The following is a 19,210-nucleotide window of genomic DNA, read 5'->3' as shown; positions in this document are numbered from 1 at the left end:
AGCCATGACAGATCATGACATCACTTCGCCGACGGTCGTCCTGACCGGTCCCACCCGGGGCATCGGATCCGCGATGCTCGATCGACTCGTCGACCACCCATCCCGACCGAACCTCGTCCTCCTCGCCCGTGACCCGTCGGCACTCGCGGCCGCGGTGCGGCGTGTCCACGCCGCCGGCCAGCGCGCGAGCGGCATCCGCCTCGACCTCGCCGACCTGCGGAGCGTTGATGCCGCCCTCGACGTACTCGGGAAGCTGATCGCCGCCGGCGAGGTGGCCGAGCCCACCGCGGTCATGCTCAATGCCGGCGCCCAGTTCGGCGATCGCCGTGGCACGAGTGTTCAGGGAATCGAACAGACGTTCGCCGTCAATGTCGTCGCCCAGCATGCGCTGGTGCGTGGCCTGCTGCCGTTGTTGGCGCCGCAATCGCACGTGGTACTCATGGGTTCGAGCACACACCGCGGGCGCGCGCAGTCCTTCGGCTTGCTTCCATCACCGCGGTACGCGCCGCCCGCCGAGCTCGCCGAGGCCGACTGCTCGCCGGCGGGTGCGACACGGCAGGCCGGAGGACGCGCCTACTCCGACAGCAAGCTCGCGCTCGTCACCCTGTCGCACGCCTTGGCGCGCCGCGCGGCGGCATCCGGTCATCGGCTGAACACCTACGATCCGGGGCTGGTCCCCGGCACCGGGCTGACGAGAACCCTGCCCGAATTCGCGTTCTGGGGCTGGGAGCACCTCATGCCCGCCATGGCGGTGCTGCCGAAGGCGACGACGCCGCGCCACACCGCCCGCCACGCCGTCGACCTGCTCCTCGGCGACCGGCATCCGGGGCTTCACGACGCGTACGTCGAGATCGGCCGTGTGACGCTCGCCGCGGAGCCGACGTTCGACCTCGCCCGGCAGGAGGAACTGTTCGCGTGGATCGAGTCACGGTTCCCGGCATCGGCAGAACGGAGTCGAGCCGCCGCCTAGCATCTGCCGGCACGAACCTCGGTTCGTCCACGATTTCACCCGTCCCTGGTCGAGCCGGGCGATCGGTCGCGAGGCCACTGGTTCGCTCGGATCCCGCGATCCGCGAGGGATGCGGTTTCGGCGATTCGGGCAGACCGTGTGGCCTCACGCCGCGCAGACGCGATCCATTCGAGGACGGCCCGCCGTGCCGAGGGTGGGAATCCATCGAACTTCGACCGTGCCTCAGGATACGCGTCGAGTGCCTCAGCGAGGTCGTCCGGGATGGTCAAGGTCTCGACCTCGTCGAGCTTCGACCACGAGCCGTTCGCCTTCGCTCGCTCGATCGCTGCGAGCCCGGCTGCCGCGACCAACCCTTCGTCGAGCAGGCGTTCGAGACGCACCTTGTTGACCTTCGACCATCCGCCGCCCGGCTTCCGTGGTGTGCAGAGCAGCGCCGTCCTCGCGTCGTCGATGGCGGCGGGGCGGGAGTCGATCCATCCGAAGCAGAGGCACTCCTCGTTGATGTCCTGGGCGCTGACGTACACGGCATCTGGTCCCAGCGCAGATCTTCGCATGGTGACCGCCCACGCACCGGGAGTATCCGCATGGTGTCGCTCCAGCCATTCTCTCCAGGCGCGACGCGTGCCGACGTCGACCAGCTCGTAGGCCGGGTGCAGGCTGCTTCGTCTCATCGTGCCGCCCGAGTGCTAGGACGCTTGCCAGTCACGCGCGGTTGCTCTGAGATCCGCGATGATCGCCTCGGGGTTCTCCCATTCGAGGAAGTGACCTCCGTGATCGAGCTCGGTCCACCGGACCACGTTGTATGAACGCTCCGCCCACTCGCGCGGAGTGGGGAACATGTCCGCCGCCGACATCGCCATCGCGGTGGGGACCTCCACCCGACCCCATGCCAACGACGTGCTTCGGGCGGTCTCCGCGTACAGTCGCATCGACGATCCGATCGTCTGCGTGGCCCAGTAGACGCTGATGTTCGTCAACAGGTCCGTTCGATCGAACACCGAGTCGAGATCGCCATCGCAGTCGCTCCAGCGGCGGAACTTCTCGAGGATCCAGGAGGCGAGGCCCGCGGGGGAGTCGTTGAGGGCGTGGGCGAGGGTTTGCGGTTTCGAGGCGTGTTCCATCGCGTACGCCATCTCGGTTCGGCTCCACTCCTGCGCCCGCTCGACGAACTCGCGCTCGTCCGGTCTGAGATCGTCGGGGAGCTGCCCGACGTACGGGTTGGTGCCGGAGAGGTGCAACCCGATGAGGGAACCGGGCTGACCGAGCGCGAGTTGCTGCAGTACCCCAGCGCCGAGATCGCTGCCGCGACCGATGAATCGGTCATACCCGAGGGCACTCATGACCTCAACGGCCATGCTCGCAATGCGTGCGGTATCAGTTCCACGAACGGCCGGCCGATCGGAGTACCCGTAGCCTGGCAGCGACATCGCCACGACGTGGAAGGCCGGATCCTCCGGGGCCTCCGGTGCGGAGAGCGGTCGGATGACCGGCAGCATCTGAACGAAGGAACTCGGCCAGCCGTGAAGGAGGAGCAGCGGGATACCTGCTTCGTGCGTAGCCCGATCGGCAGGCTGGTGAATCACGTGAACTCGACCATGTGCTGTGGGGACCAGATGGTGGGAGAACCCGGCGAGCCGGGTCTCAGCCTGGTCCCAATCGAACTCGTACAGCCAGCTTTGGATCAACGATTTCAGCACAGGTGTGCTCATTCCGTTGTCCCAGCCGACATCTTCGAGCTCATCGGGCCAGCGCGAATTCTTGAGTCGGTACTCGAGGTCGTAGATCATCGCGACGGGAAAGTGCGGAGCGAAGTCCTGAAGCGCCGCTGCGCTCATGTTTCCCCTCCTTCCGGGAGGAATGCATTCATACGAGCTCACTGCGTGCTGCGAACGCGAAAAGGATAGGTTGGATTGATCGCTGCGGAACCCAACTTTCGGTTGAGCTGCGCTAGTTATCGTGTTTCGCTCCGGCCGCCGGAATTGCGGGAGCTGCCAGCGCCGCGAAAATCGCTTCAGCCGCCGTGTGGTGCGTGAAAGTGAAACCCGTTCTCTCGAGCACGGCCGCTGTCACACGTGCGTCTGTCGTGAGCAGCGACTCGGTCGCTGCTCGTCCCACCACGAGGTTGAGAGCCCATTCCGGGGCGGGAACGAAGAAGGGACGACGCAAGACGCTCGCGACCGATCGTCCGATGTCGTTCGCCGTTGCCAGGGTCGGCCCCGCCAGGTTGACTGCTCCATCGATGTCTGACTCGATAACATGCCGGATTGCGCGCACTTCGTCGTCAAGATGAATCCACGGCCATACCTGGTCCCCTGTTCCAATCGGTCCGCCCGCGCCAAGAGCGGTAAGGCGAATGAGCGGTTTGAGCATTCCGTCGCGGTGGAGGACGGGAGCGGATCTGATGCAGGCCACACGACATGCGTCACCGGCCTGCTGTGCTTCGCGTTCCCAGTTGACGCAGAGATGAGCCAGGAAAGTCGTGCCAGCATGTGCTCCCTCAGTGAGGATCACGCCGGGGCGGTTGCCGTAGTAGCCCACGGCTGACGCCGATACGAGCGCGGGCGATTCGGCGCCAAGAGTGCGGAGGGCCTTTGCCAGGGTACGCGTCGGGACCATGCGCGACTGGCGTAATGTTCGTCGGTATCCGCGCGTCCACGGCAGCCGCCCGATGTTTGCTCCGTTCAGGCAGACGACCGCTTGCGCGCCGATCAGAACGTCGGGATCAAGAGGTTGGCCCGTCGTGAGCCATTCGATCTCGTCATCGCGTCGCGTGCGCCGACGAACCAGCCGTTTCACGGTGATGCCATCCGCGCGCAGGCTGCGCGCGAGTGCGCTGCCGATCAGGCCAGATGACCCAGAGATCACGACAGTCGTCATGTGACCACCCCATGTCGTTGTCCGCGGCAACGATCCGCCAACTCCGCCATCGTCTGCGGTTCGCGAGGACTGAACGCCGAGGTCATGGCCGTGCGAGCTTCCCGCTGACGATCGAGTCACCGGAGTGATCTGGATTCCCATCCGCCGGTTCTGCGGACACATCGACCAGGGTGTACTCGCGAAGGTCGATGCCATCAGGCACCACGAACCGGCCCGAAATTCCGAGAAGAAGGCCAAGACTTTGGTAGCCCGAGGAATCCGAACGGATCAACCAGACTTCACGCACGTCGCCGACGGGCACCTTTGCATCGAGATCGACCTTCAGCCATCGCAACCCCGCGTGGTCTTGTTCGATCACGGCCGTTCCCGTCGGGGACCCGCCGGGAGCGCGGTCGAGCTTCGTACTCGCGATCACGGTTGCAGCTGGGCCCCAAGGATTCAGCACGACCTCGTGGGTTGCTGCCCCGACCCCGAAACCAATGAGCACGCCGACCACGGTCGCCGCTGCGACAACGGGCCACCAAGGGCTCCGTCGCCGACTCCCGGTGTTCCTCATCGGCGAGCCGATCGCCGCACCGATGAGCTCATCCGACTTCTCAGTGCGCTCAGCAGCAACGCCCTGAGCGAAGGTCGCCAATGTCATCTGCCGTGACCTAGCGACACCATCCACCAAGACCTTCGCCATGATTCGCTCCATGTCGAGCCCTCGAGATTCAGGGCCGTGACGCGTTGTGTTCACCATGTACTTCCCCCGCAGGTGCGGGAACGGATGCACCCCGCATCGCGCCCAAGAGAGAAGTGGACTGACCAGTGCGTGATCGGCGTCCGCGTTGGCTCACCAACGGATCGTTCGACATCTCCGGACGCGTGTGGGTGAACGCAGCTAATGAGGCATCCAACTCAGATCAACGCATGGACAGATGAGCCGACTCGCCCGGAATCTCGGGGAAGTGGCCGAAGACGACCGATTTGACGGCACATCGAAACGGGTCTCCACCCCGCCGTCCCTCAGCTGCGCCGGATGATGCGCCGCTCGATCGCGGCCGCGACCGCCCCTGCGCGGGTGTCGACCCCGAGCTTCGTGTAGATGTGCGAGAGGTGCGACTTGACCGTCGCCTCCGACACGAGCAGTTCGCGGGCCATCTCCTTGTTGCCGAGTCCGCCGGCGAGCAGCTCCAGCACCTCGACCTCGCGTTCCGTGATGGTCGGCTCGGGTGAGGCGGTGCGCCGCACGAGCGTGGCTGCGACGGATGCCGCGAGCACCGTCTCACCCCGAGCGGTGGCGCGGATCCCGCCGAACAACTCCTCGGCGGGGGCATCCTTCAGCAGGTAGCCGCTCGCTCCGGCGTCGAGGGCTCGCAGGATGTCGGCCTCGGTGTCGTAGGTGGTGAGCACCAGCACCCGGGGCGGTCGGTCGAGCGCGCGGAGCTCGGCCGTCACCTCGGCGCCGCCCGCGCCTTCACCGAGGTTCAGGTCCATGAGCACGACGTCGGGATGCTGCTGCGACACCTCGGCGCGAGCACCGGCGAGGTCGCTCGCCTCACCCACGACCTCGAGGTCGTCGGTGCCGCCGATCAGCGCGCTGAGCCCGGCCCGCACCACGGGGTGGTCGTCCACGAGGACGACGCGGACCGTCATCGAACCGTGTCCAGGGGCAGCGCGATCGACAGCGTCGTGCCCTCACCGGGTGCGCTCTCCACCGAGGCGCGGCCGCCGAGCCCTTCGGCACGGTCGCGGATGCCGGCGATCCCGCGGCCGCGGTCGCCCGGTGCGCGCACCTCGTCGGGCCTGAACCCCGACCCGTCGTCGCGCACGTCGAGGCGCACCTCGTCGGGCTGGAACGTGAGGCTCACTGCCACGTGACGCGCACCGGAGTGCTCGACCACGTTGGCGAGCGCGCCGCGGGCGGAGCGGAGCAGCGCACCCGCGACATCCGTCGGCACCGGCGCGGGCTCGCCGTGCACGTGCAGGCGCGCCTGGAGCGGCGGCCGGATCTCGTCGATCAGCTGCCGCAGTGCGATCGGCAGCGCATCGGCCGTGTCGTCGGCGAGCTCCACCGGCGGCAAGGCGTGCACCACACGGCGCACCTCGTCGAGGCCGTCGCGAGCGGTCGTGGCGGCGACGCGCACGTGATCGTGGGCGAGCACGGGCCGGCGCTCCCAGTCCTGCTCGGTCGCCGCGAGCAGGAGGGTGATGCTGGCGAAGCGCTGCCCGATCGAGTCGTGGATCTCCCGCGACATCCGATTGCGCTCGGCGAGCGCGCCGGCGCGATGTTGCGCGGAGAGCAGGTCGGCCTGGGCGTCGGTGAGCTCGTCGAGCAGGCGTTGCCGAGCCGACGCCTCGCGCTGCAGCGCGCGATAGACGACGACGGCCACGACGGCGATGCCGATCGGCCCGACGATGACGGTGGGGTCGAACCCGTCGGCGAGGCGCAGCTCGGCGGCGGTGACGACGGCTGTCATCAGCACGACCACCCAGACGGCGGCGCGGAACGGGAGCACCTGCAGCACCGCGAACGCCAGCGGCGCGGCGCACCAGGCGAACGACGGCGCGGCGAGGGTGAGCAGGGCCCACAGCACGGTGACGGCGACCACCCACAGGGCCGGCCACGGTGCGCGGGCCGGCAGCAGCGGGCGGAGCGAGAACGTCGCCGCGAGCAGGACCGCGCCCGCCAGCACGAGAACGCCCTCGGCGCCGAGCCCGTGGCGTTCGAGGTAGCGCAGCACGCACGTGGCGAGCACCACGAGGAAGACGACGTACAACCAGCGGTCGAGGCGGGCCACCGGGGCGAGGATGCCGCGGACGCCGGCGCGGTCGGGGACGGACATGATCCGCCAGCCTAGGCAATCCCGATGCACGCCGGCATCATCCGATCGGCTATCGAGAAGCAGCCGTTCGCCCGACGTGCCGCACCGCGCGTGCGCCGCACGCTGGGATGACGCGTCGATCACCGGCGTGAACGGACTCGAGGAGCATCATGCAACGCACCATCGCCACCCTGCTCGCCGCGGCGAGCCTCACCACCGGCATCACCGCGACCGCACTCACCGCCGGCGCGGGCGCGGCGTTCGCCGCCGACGGCCGCCCCGACCGGTACACCCTCACGGCCGACGAGGGCGGGTCGAAGTTCGAGGGCATCGGTGCGGACGAGCGCCGGGGACTGTTCTACGTCAGCGAGGTCACGGGCGGCGAGATCCACCGCGGGAGCGTGCAGGACCCCGCGGCCGAGGAGTGGCTCGCCGGCGACGGCACCGACGGCCGCTTCACCGCGCGCGGCGTCACGGTCGACGGCGACGGCAACGTCTACATCGCCGGCGGCCCGAACGGCATCGGGCAGCCCGGCCGTCCCGACCTGTGGGTGTACGCACCCGACGGCGAGCTGCTCGCAGCCCTGCGCGTGCCCGCCGGCGATGCGTTCCTCAACGACGTCGCGATCGGTCCCGACGGCGCGGCGTACTTCACGAACTCCAACGACCCGCAGGTCTTCCGCGTCGCAGAGGGGCCGGGCGGCTGGTCGGCCGAGTTGTGGGCGGATGCCACGGGCACGGTCGAGCGGCTCGCGGGATTCAATCTCGGTGGCATCGTGCTCACGGCCGACCGCAGCGCGTTCGTCGTCGCCCAGGGCAACACGGGACGGCTGTGGCGCTTCGCGACCACCGACGGCGCGGTCTCGGAGGTCGCCACGGGCGGCGCCGACCTCGTGAACGCCGACGGCCTCGTGCGCGAGGGCAACGACCTCACCGTGATCCGCAACTTCTCGAGGATGGTGGCGAGCCTGCACCTCACCGCCGACGGCTCGGCAGCGACGCTCCGCTCGCAGGTGGCGAGCGATCCCGACCGCGTCTACACCACGGCGAAGATGCTGCACGGCCGCCTGCTCGCCGTCGACAGCAAGTTCGACGAGCCCGTCGCGACCGGCCCGTACGACGTCGTCGGGTCGCCGTGGCGCTGACGATCCGGAGCGGCGTCGTCGCGGCACTCGCGGCGGCGCTGCTCCTCTCCGGCTGTGCGACGAACGCCGAGCCACCCGCGATCGCGGACGAACCCGCCCCGGCACGAGAGGATGCCCGCATGACCGAACCCTCCGCACCTCCGCTCGCCGACCCCGACGGCGCCCTGCTCGCGGCGGCCGCAGCCGGCGATGCCGCACGGGTGTCGCTGGCCCTGCGCGCGGGCGCCGCGATCGAGGCGCGCGACGACCACCAGCGCACCGCCCTGCTGCTCGCCGCCGCGGCGGACCATGTCGAGGTGGCGAAGGTGCTCGTCTCCGCGGGGGCCGACCCCGATGCGCTCGACGACCGTCACGACACCCCGTGGCTCGTGACCGGCGTCACCGGCAGCGTTCCGATGCTCGAGGTGCTCCTCCCGGCGGAGCCCGACCTCACGATCCGCAACCGCTTCGGCGGGGTCTCCGTCATTCCGGCGAGCGAGCGTGGACATGTCGAGTACGTGCGTCGCGTCGTCGAGACCGGCATCGACGTGAACCACGTCAACGACCTCGGCTGGACCGCGCTGCTCGAGGCGGTGATCCTCGGCGACGGCGGCGCCCGCCACCAGGAGATCGTGCGGATCCTCCTCGACGCCGGCGCCGACCCCTCGATCGGCGACCACGACGGCGTCACCGCCCTCGAGCACGCCCGATCGCGCGGGTACGTCGAGCTCGCTCGAATCCTGGGCGGCTGACGCCGCCCATCATCGTCACAGGATCCTCAGCCGCGCCGCCGCCACCACCGAGTTCGTGGTGTCCGCCGCTCGTGCTCCTGCTCGAGCTGGGCTCGCTCCTCGGTCGCCTGGCGCTGTCGGGCTTCGCGGCGATCGCGCCATGCACGAACCTCGTCGCCGGCATCCCGGGTCGGGGTTACGACGGGCGGCCCACCCAGGAGCTGGCGGCGCGCCTCGATCACGCGTCGGTTGAAGTCCTCGACGGCCTCGCGCACCTCGGATTCGCGGTGCATCCGATCCAGGCGGGCCTCGAGCTGTGCGTTCTCGACTCGCAGGGTGAGCGCGGGCGGACCCAATCCGCTCAGTTGCTCGCGCTCGATCTTGCGGCGGATCCACCAGTCGGGGTCGTACTGCCCGGTCAATCCCTCGAGGGGCTTCCCCGCGCCCGGGAGGTTGTCGAACTCGCCGCGACGGATCGCCTGCTGGATCGCGTTCTCCACGAACGCCGCCCGCTCAGCCTGCGTGGACGGTCGAGCCGGATCGGATGCCGCGTCGGAAACATCTGGCTCTTCGCCACGAGCGATCGCCGCTTCACGCGCGAGGCGATCGAGCCGGTACTGCGACGCGGCGCGCTTCGGATCCTCGCTCATCCTCGACCTCCCTCGCGGTGGGAGTACCCGTCTTCCACGATACGAGCCCTCCGATCTCGGGGGCATCCTGTAGCGTTGCCCGGATGTTCAGCGCACCGTCCAGGGGCGCCGCCGCCCTGCTGGTGTTCGTCGCGCTCGTCACGCCAGAGATCGGGGCCGCTGTCGCGGTCCTCGTCTTCCCGGCTCTCGGGCCGATGGGCGCGGTCGCGCTTCGGCTCGGCTTCTCGGCGGTGATCCTGCTCGCGGTCGCGCGCCCGTCGCTCCGCGGCCGCACCAGGGCGGACTGGATCACCGTCGCGGTCTTCGGACTCGTGCTCGCAGCGATGAACACCGCCTTCTACTTCGCGATCGAGCGCATCCCCCTCGGGGTGGCCGCGACCATCGAGGTGCTCGGCCCGCTCATCCTCGCCGTCGTCATCGACCGCCGACTCCTCAGCTGGGTCTGGGCCACGCTCGCATTCGGCGGGGTGCTCATGCTGAGCGGATTCGGCTTCGACCCCGATCGACTCGACCCGCTGGGCATCGTGTTCGCGGGGGTCGCGGGCGTGTGCTGGGCGCTGTACATCCTGGCGTCGGCGCGCACCGGACGCCGGTTCGCGAGGCTGGACGGGCTCGCGCTGGCCATGGGGATCGGAGCGATCACGGCGCTGCCCTTCGGCGCGCTGTCGGCAGGGCCGGCGCTGCTCCGGCTCGACCTGCTGGGACTCACCCTCGTGGTCGCGCTCCTGAGCTCGGCCGTGCCGTATGCAGCCGAGCTGATCGCGCTGCGGAGGATTCCGGCATCGACGTTCGGCGTGCTCATGGCGCTGGTGCCGGTCACCGCTGCTGCGGCCGGCTTCGTGATGCTCGGCCAGGCGCTGACGCCGCTCGACCTTGCGGCGATCGCGCTGGTCGTCCTGGCGAGCGTCGGCGCGGTGCTCACCGGACCGGACCGCGATCGGGATCGGCCTGCGAGGTCCGATTGCGGCCGATCATGCCCCGGATTACACTCCGAGCCAACCGAGCCTCCGTGATTCCCTGCCTCCGTGCCGCATCGGCAGTGCTCCGACAGCCGATGCGACGCGATGTCCGGCGCATCGCATTCCCTCGTCACAGGGCAGGATCGAGCGGATCGGTTGCAGGGAGGCCTCACCATGGGCGTGCACGACGACAGGATCCTCCTGGATCGTGCGCGCGAGCGCGAAGTGCTGGACGAGCTCCTGACGCAGGCGCGAGGGGGTCATGGCGGCGTCCTGGTGATCCGCGGCGAAGCCGGGGTGGGCAAGACGAGCCTCCTGCGCCACTGCGCCGAACATGCGTCCGGCCTCCATCTTCGCCGCACGGCCGGAGTGCAGTCGGAGATGCAGTTGCCGTTCGCTTCCCTGCATCAGCTCTGCCGGCCGATCCTCGATCGAGTGGGCTCGCTTCCTCCACCCCAGGCGGGAGCGCTGAGCGTCGCGCTCGGGCTCATCGAGGGCGAGACGCCCGACCCGTTCCTCGTGTCGCTCGCCGCACTCAGCCTCCTCTCCGAATCGGCTGCGCAGCAGCCGATGCTCTGCCTCATCGATGATGCGCAATGGGTCGACAGCGCCTCCGGGCAGGCATTCGCCTTCGTCGCCAGGCGGCTGCTCGCGGACTCGATCGCCATGGTCTTCGCCGTCCGGGAGCCGGCTGTCAACCGCGACCTCGACGGCCTGCCGGACCTGTGGTTGGAGGGTCTCGCCGAGGACGACGCTCGCGCACTCCTCCACACGGTCATCCCTGGCCGGATCGACTCGCGGGTGCGCGATCGCCTGGTGATGGAGACCCGTGGCAATCCGCTCGCGTTGCTGGAGTTGCCGCGGCGGCTGAGCTCGACGCAACTCACCGGCGCCTTCGTCGTGGGTGACGAACGCGAGCTTCCCGAGCGCATCGAAGACGCCTTCCTCGCTCGCCTCGATGCGCTCTCCCGAGCGGCGCAGCTCCTGCTTCTCCTCGCCGCCGCCGAACCGGCCGATGATCCGATCCTGCTCTGGCGTGCCGCGGATCGGCTCGGCGTCGACGCCTCCGCCGCGGAAGCGACCGAGGCAGAGGGCCTGCTCACCGTCGACAGCGGCGTGCGGTTCCGGCATCCGCTCGTGCGCTCCGCGATCTACCGCGCGGCGTCGCCGCGGGACCGCCGCGCCGTCCACCTCGCGCTCGCCGAGTCCATCGATCCGACGACCGAGCCCGACCGACGCGCGTGGCACCTCGCGGCGGCGACGATCGGACCGGACGAGACCGTCGCCCTGGAGCTGGAGCGATCAGCAGGACGAGCGCGCGCCCGAGGGGGACTTTCCGCGGCGGCGGCGTTCCTCAGGCGCTCCGTCGAGTTGACGGGCGACCCGACCGCACGGGCGGACCGCGCCCTCGCGGCAGCCCGGGCCAGCCTGCTGGCCGGCGAGTTCGAGTCCGCGTCGCACGTCCTCCAGACGGCCGACGAATTCGCGTTCGACGAGCTGCACCGAGCTCGGGCCGACCTGGTACATGCCCAGATCGTCTCAGCCTCGGGAGCCCTCGACGAGGTGCCCGCCCTCCTGCTCGCCGCTGCGGAACGGCTGGAGGCGCTCGATCCGGTCCTGGCGCGCGAGGCCTATCTCGATGCATGGGGAGCGGCCCTCTTCGCGGGCGACCGCGCCGGTGCGGACATGCGCGAGGTCTCCCGCGTCGTGCTCAGCCGGCGACTCTTCCGAGACGATCAGCACGGTACCGACCTCCTCCTGCACGCGATGTCCGTGCGGATGACCGACGGTCGTCAGGCGGCGGCACCCGCCATCCGTCGCGCGCTGGGAGAGTTCCTCGTCGAGGACCTGCCGGTGGACCGGGGCATGCGGTGGAGCGTGATCGCGTCGGCCGCTGCCCTGGAGATGTGGGATTTCGAGAGCCGGAACGTGATCACGATGCGCCAGTTGCAGCGGGCGCGAGACGCCGGCGCCCTGACCCCCCTCGCGTTCGGCCTGAACGGTGCCGCGATCACGATGGTCATGACGGGCCAGTTCGAAGCAGCCCTCCGGCTCTGTGCCGAAGCGAATGCGGTGAACCAGGCGATCGGCAGCCGGGTTCCTCCATTCGGGGGGATGCTCCTGGCAGCCTTCCGTGGTCGTGAGTCCGGGGCGTTCAGCCTGCTCGAGGAGGCCGCGCGCAAGGCCGACGAGAGCGGGTCGGGCTTCGGGCTCCAGTGGGCGCACTGGACCGGCTCCCTGCTGCTGAACGGCCTGCGGCGATATGACGAGGCGTTGGATGCCGCGCAGCGAGCGTGGGATGCATGGCCCGACTGGTTCGTCTCGATCTTCGCCTCCGCAGAGCTCATCGAGGCGGCGGCGCGGCTCGGCCAGCCGCACCGAGCCGCGGAATCGCTCGAGCGTCTCACGGCGAGCGCGAGCGTGGGTGGCACCGATTGGGCGGTCGGGATCTCGGAGCGCTCGACCGCCCTGCTGAGCGATGGGCCCGAGGCCGAACCGCACTACGTGTCGGCGATCCAGTCCCTCAGCGCCACCCGGTTGCGCCCCGAGCTGGCGCGGACGCACCTCGTGTACGGCGAATGGCTTCGACGCGAGGGCCGGCGGGTCGACGCCCGCGAGCAGCTGCGGACCGCGCACTCGATGTTCACGGAGCTGGGCGCCGAGGGGTTCGCGGAACGCGCTCGGGACGAGCTGCTCGCGACGGGCGCGACGGTGCGCAAACGTACGCAGTCGGAGCACGAGGAGCTCACGCCCCAGGAAGCGCACGTCGCACGATTGGCCGCGGACGGGAGGACGAACGCCGAGATCGGCGCCACGCTCTACCTCAGTCCCCGCACGGTCGAATGGCATCTCAAGAAGGTCTTCCTCAAGCTCCAGATCAACTCCCGCAGGGCGCTTCGAAGCTCGCTCCCGAAGTACGAGCCCGTCGCCGGCTAGCGACAGCGCAGGCGCGCCGGCCGGGAGCTCGTGGCTCCCAGCCGGCACGTTCGCGGGCGCCGTCGCTGCTATCCGTCGGCCACGGACAGCACCGCCTTGCCGGGCCCGCTCCGCCGTGCGGCGGGCCCGTAGGCCTCGGCACCCCTGGCGAGCGGCAGGACGTCCGAGACGATCGACCGGACGAGGCCGGCGTCGAGCAGTCGGCCGATCTCGACCAGCTGTCCGACATCGGGCCGGACGACGAACCAGATCGCCAGTCGACCGTCGCCATCGTCGCGCTCGGGTGGACGCGGGACGGCGATCGAGACGAGGCGCCCGCCGGGGCGGATCACGTCCCATGAACGCGACCACGTGTCACCTCCGACCGTGTCCAGGACGAGATCCACGTCGGGCACCACGTCCTCGAATCGCGTGCCGCGGTAGTCGATCACCTCGTCGGCTCCGAGCCGGCTCACGAACGCACGATCACGCTCGGAACTCGTCGCGATGACGCGAGCGCCCCGCCAGCGGGCGAATTGCACGGCGAACGTCCCGACGCCCCCGGCCCCGCCGTGGACGAGCACGCGCTGACCGGGTTGCAGTTCCCCGCGCTCGAAGAGCGCCTGCCACGCCGTCAGGGCGGAAAGCGGGACCGCCGATGCCTCGACGTGGGTCAGCGAGGCGGGTTTGGGTGCGATCTCGCCGCCGTCGGCGCGGACGGCGACGAGCTCCGCGTCCCCGCCGTCACGTCGGACGTCGGTGTAGCCGAAGACCTCGTCCCCGACGACGAAGCCCGTCGCGTCGGGGCCGATCGCCTCGACGACGCCGGAGATTTCATGGCCCGGCACGATCGGCGGAACCCGAGGCGTGCCGTCATGGTCGAGCCACGCACCGGGCCAGTCCAGCTCGCCCGGGCTGACGCCGCTGGCGTGCACCCGGACCAGGACGTCGTGCGCGCCGAGCCCGGGCGACGGCGCCTCCTCGTGAACGAGTCGGGCGGCGTCGCTCCGGGCGTAGGCGCGAAGTGCGAACATCAGCGCAGCGACCTGAATCCGGCCCGCACCTCGGCCGTGAAGAGCTGGGGCTCCTCCCAGGCTGCGAAGTGGCCGCCGCGGTCGACCTCGTTGAAGTACGCGGTCGTCGGGTAGACGGTCTCGACCCAGGTGCGCGGAGACGGGAAGAGCTCGCCCTGGAACGTCGTGAACGCGACCGGGACCTGCACCGGCGGCGGCGTGTGGCCGTGGGTCGCGGCCAGGAACCGGCCGAACTCCCAGTACCAGCGGGCGGCCGACGCACCGGTGCCCGTCAGCCAGTACAGCGTGATGTTGTCGAGGATCTGGTCCCGGGTGAGGTTGCCGACGGGGTCGCCGTCGACGAACGCGCGGGTGATCTTGAGGTAGCTGTCGGTGTCGTGGTCGAGCATCCATGCGGCGAGCCCGATCGGCGAGTCGAGCAGCGAGTAGCCGATGGTCTGCGGCCTGGTGGACTGCTCGAGGAAGTAGCCGAAGCCGTCCGTGGTGAACGTCTCGAGGGCGGCGTGCGCAGCACGCTCCCGCTCCGACTCGGCCGGGAGGATGTCCTTGACGCCGATCGCGAGGGCGAGCAGGTTCATGTGGATGCCGACCAGCCCGTCGGGGCCCTGGCGGCCCATCGCGTCGGTGACCGCGGCGCCGACGTCGCCGCCCTGGGCGACGTAGCGCGTGTAGCCGAGCCGCTCCATCAGCTTTCCCCAGGCGCTGGCGATCGGGCCGTTCTCCCAGCCGAGCTCGGTCGGTGCGCTGGAGAAGCCGTAGCCGGGCAGGGACGGAAGCACGACGTCGAAAGCGTCCTCGGCGGAACCGCCGTGCGCGGTGGGGTCGGTCAACGGGCCGATGGTGTCCAGCAGCTCGATGACCGAGCCCGGCCAGCCGTGCGTCATGATCAGGGGCATCGCATTCTCATGCGGCGACCTCACGTGGATGAAGTGGATCTCGACGCCGTCGATCTCGGTCGTGAACTGCGGCAGCGCGTTCAACCGTCGTTCGACCCTGCGCCAGTCGTACTCGTCCGACCAGTACCGCGCAAGCGCCTGCAGCGTGGCGAGCTGCACCCCCTGCGAGCGGTCCTGGACGAGCTCCCGGCTCGGGAATCGCGTCGCCGCGATCCGCCGGCGCGCGTCGTCGATCTGTTCCTGCGAGAACTCGACCGTGAACGGCCGGATGCTGGTGGGGGTGTCGATGATGGTGCTCATGATTTCCTTTCGGTGACCGGGTTCGGTCAGTGACTGCTCCGAGCCTGCCCGTGGGGCCCCGCTCGTCGCGCCCGTCGAAGTCACTGGTCGGAGGCACGGGGGTGACGACCCGGGGGATCGCTCGGACCCGGGTGGGGCCAGTGGGTCGTGTTCACTCCGGGTCGTCCAGCGCGGCCCCGATTCGGCGACGTATCTGATTCATGGTTTGATGGATTCATCAATCCATGAGGAGTCGCCGTGTTCACGGATGCCAGCCGCCCGCTGTACGAGGTGAAGGCCAACCTGTTCAAGGGCCTCGCGCACCCGCTGCGCGTGCGCGTGCTCGAGGTGCTCGTCGCGGCGAACGGCGAGGAGACGCCGGTCGGCGAGCTCCTCGAGGCGACCGGCCTCGAGGCGTCGCACCTGTCGCAGCACCTCGCGGTGCTCCGCACGCATCGCCTCGTGACCGCGGAGCGACGGGGCAACCAGGTGCTCTACCGGCTGGCGTATCCGCAGGTCGCCGACCTGCTCCGAGTGGCGCGCGTCCTGCTCGGCGAGATCCTCCAGACGACCGAGCGGCAGCTCGTCGCGCAGGCGGAGCTTCCGGAGCTGCCGGAGCGGTCGCAGGCGGTCGCCCGCGCATGACCGGCACGACCGTGCGGCGCGTCGCGAGCGGCATCCGATCGCTGCTGCCCGCTGCCGGGGACTACCGCGACCTGCGGCGAACCTGGAAGGGCGACCTCATCGCGGGCGTCACCGTGGGCATCGTCGCACTGCCGCTCGCCCTCGCGTTCGGCGTCAGCTCGGGCGCGGGCGCCGAGAGCGGACTCGTCACCGCGATCGTGGCGGGCGTCGTCGCGGCGGTGTTCGGCGGGTCGAACGTGCAGGTGTCGGGGCCGACGGGCGCGATGGTCGTCGTGCTCGCCCCCATCATCGCGACGCACGGGCCGGGCGCGCTCGCCATCGTCGGACTGCTCGCCGGCGCCATGGTGCTCGTCGCCGGTGCGCTGCGGCTCGGCCGGGCGGTCACGTTCATCCCGTGGCCGGTCATCGAGGGCTTCACGCTCGGCATCGCCGTCATCATCTTCCTGCAGCAGGTGCCGTCGGCCCTCGGCGTGCCCGCGACCGAGGGTGCGAACGCCGTGGTCGGCGCGATCCAGGCGGTGCTGCAGGCCTCGTGGCCGGATGCCGCGTGGTCGCTCGCCGTCGTCGCGGTGGTCGCCGTGATCATGCTCGTCGCCCCGCGCATCCACCCCCTCGTCCCGGGCTCGATCCTGGCGATCGTCGTCGTGACCGCGGTCACGGTGCTCGCTGGCGTGCCCGTCGCAACGATCGGTGCGCTGCCGAGCGGGCTGCCCGCGCCGGCGCTTCCCGTCGTCGACCCGGCGGGGCTCACCGGGCTGCTCCTGCCCGCCGCCACCGTCGCCGCCCTCGCGGCGATCGAGTCGCTGCTGTCGGCGCGGGTCGCGGCGACCATGGCCGACACCGGGCCGTACGACGCGGATCGCGAACTCGTGGGCCAGGGGCTCGCGTCGATCGTCTCGGCGCTCTTCGGCGGCATGCCGGCGACGGGCGCGATCGCACGGACGGCGGTCAACGTCCGCACCGGCGGGCGCACGCGCGTCGCGGCGATCGTGCACGCCCTGCTGCTCGCCGGGATCGTCGCGGTCGGCGCGGTCGTCGTCGCCTCCATCCCGCTCGCGGCGCTCGCCGGCGTGCTCATGGTCACCGCGACGCGCATGATCTCGTTCGCGACGGTCCGAACCGTCGTGAGGTCGTCGCGGGCGGATGCCGCCGTGTTCGTCGCGACCGCGATCATCACGGTCAGCGTCGACCTCATCACCGCCGTGCTCGTCGGCATCGTGGTCGCCGCGTTCCTCGCCCTGCGCGCGGTCGCGCGCTCGAGCGGGGTGCACCGGGAGGAGCTTCCGGGGCCGGCCGAACCGGCCGACGACCGCATCGCCCTGTTCCGGCTCGACGGCGCGCTCTTCTTCGGCGCGGCCGAGCGCATGCTCGAACGGGTCGCGACGCTGCGCGACGTCGACGTCGTCATCATCCGGATGTCGCAGCTCCAGCTGCTCGACGCGACCGGTGCGCAGGTGATCACCGAGCTGATCCGCGCGCTCGAGCGCCGGGGCGTCACCGTGCTCGTGAAGGGCGTGCAACCGCGTCACCTCGAGCTCGCGCGACGTGTGGGCGTCATCGACTCGCTGCGACACCGCAACCACCTCTTCGACGACCTCCCGGCGGCGGTCGAGCACGCGCGCAGCCACACCCGCCGGGCGGCCGCCGCGACGTGAGGGCGGGCGGCCTCGTCGCGTCAGCCCGGACGTCGGAGGCTCATCGGGCCGCCTCCAGTGCAGTGCGGACGGTGTCGAGCAGCTCGTTCCAGGAGACGGCGAACTTCTCCACGCCTTCGCGCTCGAGCACGGCCGTGACCTCGTCGTAGTCCACGCCCACCGCAGCGAGCGCGTCGAGCACGGCGCGGGCCTCGACGTACGATCCGGTGACGGTGTCGCCGCGGATCTCGCCGTGCTTGAAGGTCGCCTCGAGGGTCTTCTCGGGCATCGTGTTCACGACGCCCGGGGCGACCAGCTCGGTCACGTAGAGCGTGTCGGGCAGCGCCGGGTCCTTCACCCCGGTCGACGCCCACAGCGGACGCTGCCGCTTCCCTCCTGCGCCCAGGAGCGCGGCAGCCCGGTCGGTCGCGAACGCTTCCTGGTAGAGCTGGTAGGCGAGCCGGGCATTTGCGACGCCGGCCTTGCTCTTCAGCGCGAGCGCCTCGTCGGTGCCGATCGCGGTGAGCCGCTTGTCGATCTCGGTGTCCACCCGGGACACGAAGAACGATGCGACCGAGTGGATCGTCGACAGGTCGATGCCCGCGGCGTTCGCCTGCTCCAGCCCGGCGAGGTAGGCGTCGATGACCTGCCGGTACCGGTCCAGGCTGAAGATCAGCGTCACGTTGATGCTGATCCCGGCACCGATCGCCGCGGTGATCGCGTCCAGCCCTTCGACGGTCGCCGGGATCTTGACCATGGCGTTGGGGCGGGCGACCTCGTCCCAGAGCGCGTGCGCCTCGGCCACGGTGCCCTCGGTGTCATGGGCGAGACCGGGCTGGACCTCGATCGACACGCGTCCGTCGTAGCCGTCGGTGCGGTCGTAGACCTCGCGGAGGTGGTCGGCGGCATCCCGCACGTCGTGGGTGGTGATCTCGAAGATCGCATGCTCGACGTCGGTGCCCTGTGCGGCCAGTTCGTGCAGGGCCGCCGTGTACGACTCGCCGTCGGCGAAGGCGTTCGCGAAGATCGTCGGGTTCGTGGTGACGCCCACCACGTCGCGCTCGGCGATGAGCCGCTCGAGCTCGCCCGTGGTGATGCGCTTGCGGGAGAGGTCGTCGAGCCAGATGCTGACGCCGGCCTGCGACAGGGCGGCGGTCGGGGTGTCGGTGCTCATGCCAGTAGTCTCCGCCCGTTTCCGGCGGGCGTCGAGCGGATGCCGCGGCATCCGTCGAGGGATCGCCTTCGATCACCGGGCACGCGCGTGCCCGATCGCCGGTAGCCGTGCGGAGCAGACCCGCGTAGCGTCGAGCCATGGCGAAGGTACTCGAGGGACTGGCGGAATCGCTGCCGACATGGGGCGCGAAGATGGCGTACGGCGAGAAGACCACACTGAACGGGCAGGACTTCGTGCCCGCCGCGCTCGTGGTCTTCGGGTTCGGCGGCGGTGAGGGCTCGGGGGAGTCCGAGGGACAGGGCGAGTTCCCGCCTGGTCGCGGCGAGGGCAGCGGCGGCGGAGGCGGCGGCTACGCGATCCCGGTGGGCGCCTACATCGGCGGTCCGAACGGGCTGAAGTTCCACCCGAACCCGGTCGCGATGATCGCGCTCGCCGTCCCGCTCGTCTCGGCGGTGGGCTGGGCGGCCGCCGCGGTGGCCCGACTCTCGACGGCGCGTCGGCGCCTTCGCTGACC

The 19,210-nt window shown here is 70.3% G+C and carries 18 protein-coding genes and 2 pseudogenes; 10 read left to right on the top strand and 10 right to left on the bottom strand.

The annotated features are described in order from the left end of the window. Nucleotides 1-4: 4 nt before the first annotated feature. A pseudogene (locus ACWEOH_RS06480) lies at nt 5-391 on the top strand (SDR family NAD(P)-dependent oxidoreductase); the annotation flags it as partial. A 48-nt stretch (nt 392-439) separates the two neighbouring features. After that, nucleotides 440-970, top strand: a complete 531-nt coding sequence (locus tag ACWEOH_RS06475; RefSeq protein ID WP_452031943.1) for a hypothetical protein — start codon at nt 440-442, stop codon at nt 968-970. A 35-nt stretch (nt 971-1,005) separates the two neighbouring features. Here the strand turns inward: ACWEOH_RS06475 and ACWEOH_RS06470 are convergent, their stop codons facing one another. The 6 genes from ACWEOH_RS06470 to ACWEOH_RS06445 form a co-directional block, all read right to left on the bottom strand. Beyond that, complete coding sequence (locus ACWEOH_RS06470) at nt 1,006-1,524, bottom strand: YdeI/OmpD-associated family protein (protein WP_452029292.1); 519 nt, start codon at nt 1,522-1,524, stop codon at nt 1,006-1,008. Nucleotides 1,525-1,656: 132 nt separating this feature from the next. Continuing rightward, nucleotides 1,657-2,805 (bottom strand): epoxide hydrolase family protein, encoded by a 1,149-nt coding sequence (locus ACWEOH_RS06465; RefSeq protein ID WP_452029291.1) that lies wholly within the window; start codon nt 2,803-2,805, stop codon nt 1,657-1,659. Nucleotides 2,806-2,917: 112 nt separating this feature from the next. Next, nucleotides 2,918-3,847, bottom strand: a complete 930-nt coding sequence (locus ACWEOH_RS06460; protein ID WP_452029289.1) for a TIGR01777 family oxidoreductase — start codon at nt 3,845-3,847, stop codon at nt 2,918-2,920. Between the two features lie 82 nt (nt 3,848-3,929). Further along, nucleotides 3,930-4,532, bottom strand: a complete 603-nt coding sequence (locus tag ACWEOH_RS06455) for an anti-sigma factor domain-containing protein (protein ID WP_452029287.1) — start codon at nt 4,530-4,532, stop codon at nt 3,930-3,932. A gap of 323 nt (nt 4,533-4,855) precedes the next feature. Further along, on the bottom strand, nt 4,856-5,485 hold the full coding sequence (locus tag ACWEOH_RS06450) for a response regulator (protein WP_452029285.1): 630 nt from the start codon (nt 5,483-5,485) through the stop codon (nt 4,856-4,858). Then, a complete protein-coding gene (locus ACWEOH_RS06445; RefSeq protein WP_452029283.1) occupies nt 5,482-6,675 on the bottom strand; it encodes a sensor histidine kinase in 1,194 nt (397 codons plus the stop codon). The genes ACWEOH_RS06450 and ACWEOH_RS06445 overlap by 4 nt, the downstream gene beginning before the upstream one ends. Before the next feature lie 149 nt (nt 6,676-6,824). Here ACWEOH_RS06445 and ACWEOH_RS06440 point away from each other — a divergent pair, with 149 nt between their 5' ends. Beyond that, nucleotides 6,825-7,799, top strand: a complete 975-nt coding sequence (locus ACWEOH_RS06440) for an SMP-30/gluconolactonase/LRE family protein (protein ID WP_452029281.1) — start codon at nt 6,825-6,827, stop codon at nt 7,797-7,799. 119 nt (nt 7,800-7,918) lie between these two features. Beyond that, the gene (locus tag ACWEOH_RS06435) at nt 7,919-8,530 is read left to right on the top strand and encodes an ankyrin repeat domain-containing protein (RefSeq protein WP_452029279.1); all 612 of its coding nucleotides are present in this window, start codon (nt 7,919-7,921) and stop codon (nt 8,528-8,530) included. A gap of 26 nt (nt 8,531-8,556) precedes the next feature. Here ACWEOH_RS06435 and ACWEOH_RS06430 read toward each other — a convergent pair whose 3' ends face one another. Further along, nucleotides 8,557-9,159: a DnaJ family domain-containing protein gene (locus ACWEOH_RS06430; protein ID WP_452029277.1), complete on the bottom strand. Its 603-nt coding sequence runs from the start codon at nt 9,157-9,159 to the stop codon at nt 8,557-8,559. Between the two features lie 83 nt (nt 9,160-9,242). Between ACWEOH_RS06430 and ACWEOH_RS06425 the strand changes: the two genes are divergently transcribed. The 3 genes and pseudogenes from ACWEOH_RS06425 to ACWEOH_RS06415 all read left to right on the top strand — a co-directional run bounded on the left by ACWEOH_RS06425 (nt 9,243) and on the right by ACWEOH_RS06415 (nt 13,055). After that, entirely contained in the window at nt 9,243-10,172 is a 930-nt protein-coding gene (locus ACWEOH_RS06425) for an EamA family transporter (RefSeq protein WP_452029275.1), read from the top strand. A gap of 51 nt (nt 10,173-10,223) precedes the next feature. Beyond that, nucleotides 10,224-10,706 (top strand): annotated as a pseudogene (locus tag ACWEOH_RS06420) (AAA family ATPase); the annotation flags it as partial. Between the two features lie 549 nt (nt 10,707-11,255). Beyond that, the gene (locus ACWEOH_RS06415; protein ID WP_452031872.1) at nt 11,256-13,055 is read left to right on the top strand and encodes a helix-turn-helix transcriptional regulator; all 1,800 of its coding nucleotides are present in this window, start codon (nt 11,256-11,258) and stop codon (nt 13,053-13,055) included. A 68-nt stretch (nt 13,056-13,123) separates the two neighbouring features. On the opposite strand, the gene ACWEOH_RS06410 is transcribed toward ACWEOH_RS06415, so the two are convergent. Both ACWEOH_RS06410 and ACWEOH_RS06405 read right to left on the bottom strand, forming a co-directional pair. After that, nucleotides 13,124-14,068: an NADP-dependent oxidoreductase gene (locus ACWEOH_RS06410; protein ID WP_452029273.1), complete on the bottom strand. Its 945-nt coding sequence runs from the start codon at nt 14,066-14,068 to the stop codon at nt 13,124-13,126. Then, on the bottom strand, nt 14,068-15,264 hold the full coding sequence (locus ACWEOH_RS06405) for an epoxide hydrolase family protein (protein WP_452029271.1): 1,197 nt from the start codon (nt 15,262-15,264) through the stop codon (nt 14,068-14,070). Before ACWEOH_RS06405 ends, ACWEOH_RS06410 begins: the two co-directional genes overlap by 1 nt. Nucleotides 15,265-15,501: 237 nt before the next feature. On the opposite strand from ACWEOH_RS06405, the gene ACWEOH_RS06400 reads away from it, so the two are divergent. Next, on the top strand, nt 15,502-15,888 hold the full coding sequence (locus ACWEOH_RS06400; protein ID WP_452029269.1) for an ArsR/SmtB family transcription factor: 387 nt from the start codon (nt 15,502-15,504) through the stop codon (nt 15,886-15,888). Then, nucleotides 15,885-17,543 carry a SulP family inorganic anion transporter gene (locus ACWEOH_RS06395; RefSeq protein WP_452029267.1) on the top strand — a complete coding sequence of 553 codons (1,659 nt, stop codon included), beginning with the start codon at nt 15,885-15,887 and terminating at the stop codon, nt 17,541-17,543. Before ACWEOH_RS06400 ends, ACWEOH_RS06395 begins: the two co-directional genes overlap by 4 nt. 40 nt (nt 17,544-17,583) lie before the next feature. On the opposite strand, the gene tal is transcribed toward ACWEOH_RS06395, so the two are convergent. Further along, nucleotides 17,584-18,696 (bottom strand): transaldolase, encoded by a 1,113-nt coding sequence (tal, locus tag ACWEOH_RS06390; protein ID WP_452029265.1) that lies wholly within the window; start codon nt 18,694-18,696, stop codon nt 17,584-17,586. 137 nt (nt 18,697-18,833) lie between these two features. Here tal and ACWEOH_RS06385 point away from each other — a divergent pair, with 137 nt between their 5' ends. After that, nucleotides 18,834-19,208 (top strand): hypothetical protein, encoded by a 375-nt coding sequence (locus ACWEOH_RS06385; protein WP_452029263.1) that lies wholly within the window; start codon nt 18,834-18,836, stop codon nt 19,206-19,208. The last annotated feature ends 2 nt before the right edge of the window (nt 19,209-19,210 follow it).

The organism is Agromyces sp. NPDC004153 (assembly GCF_053603635.1).
The sequence above is the reverse complement of the archived record's forward strand: the minus strand, read 5'-3'. Positions and strand labels throughout refer to the sequence as shown.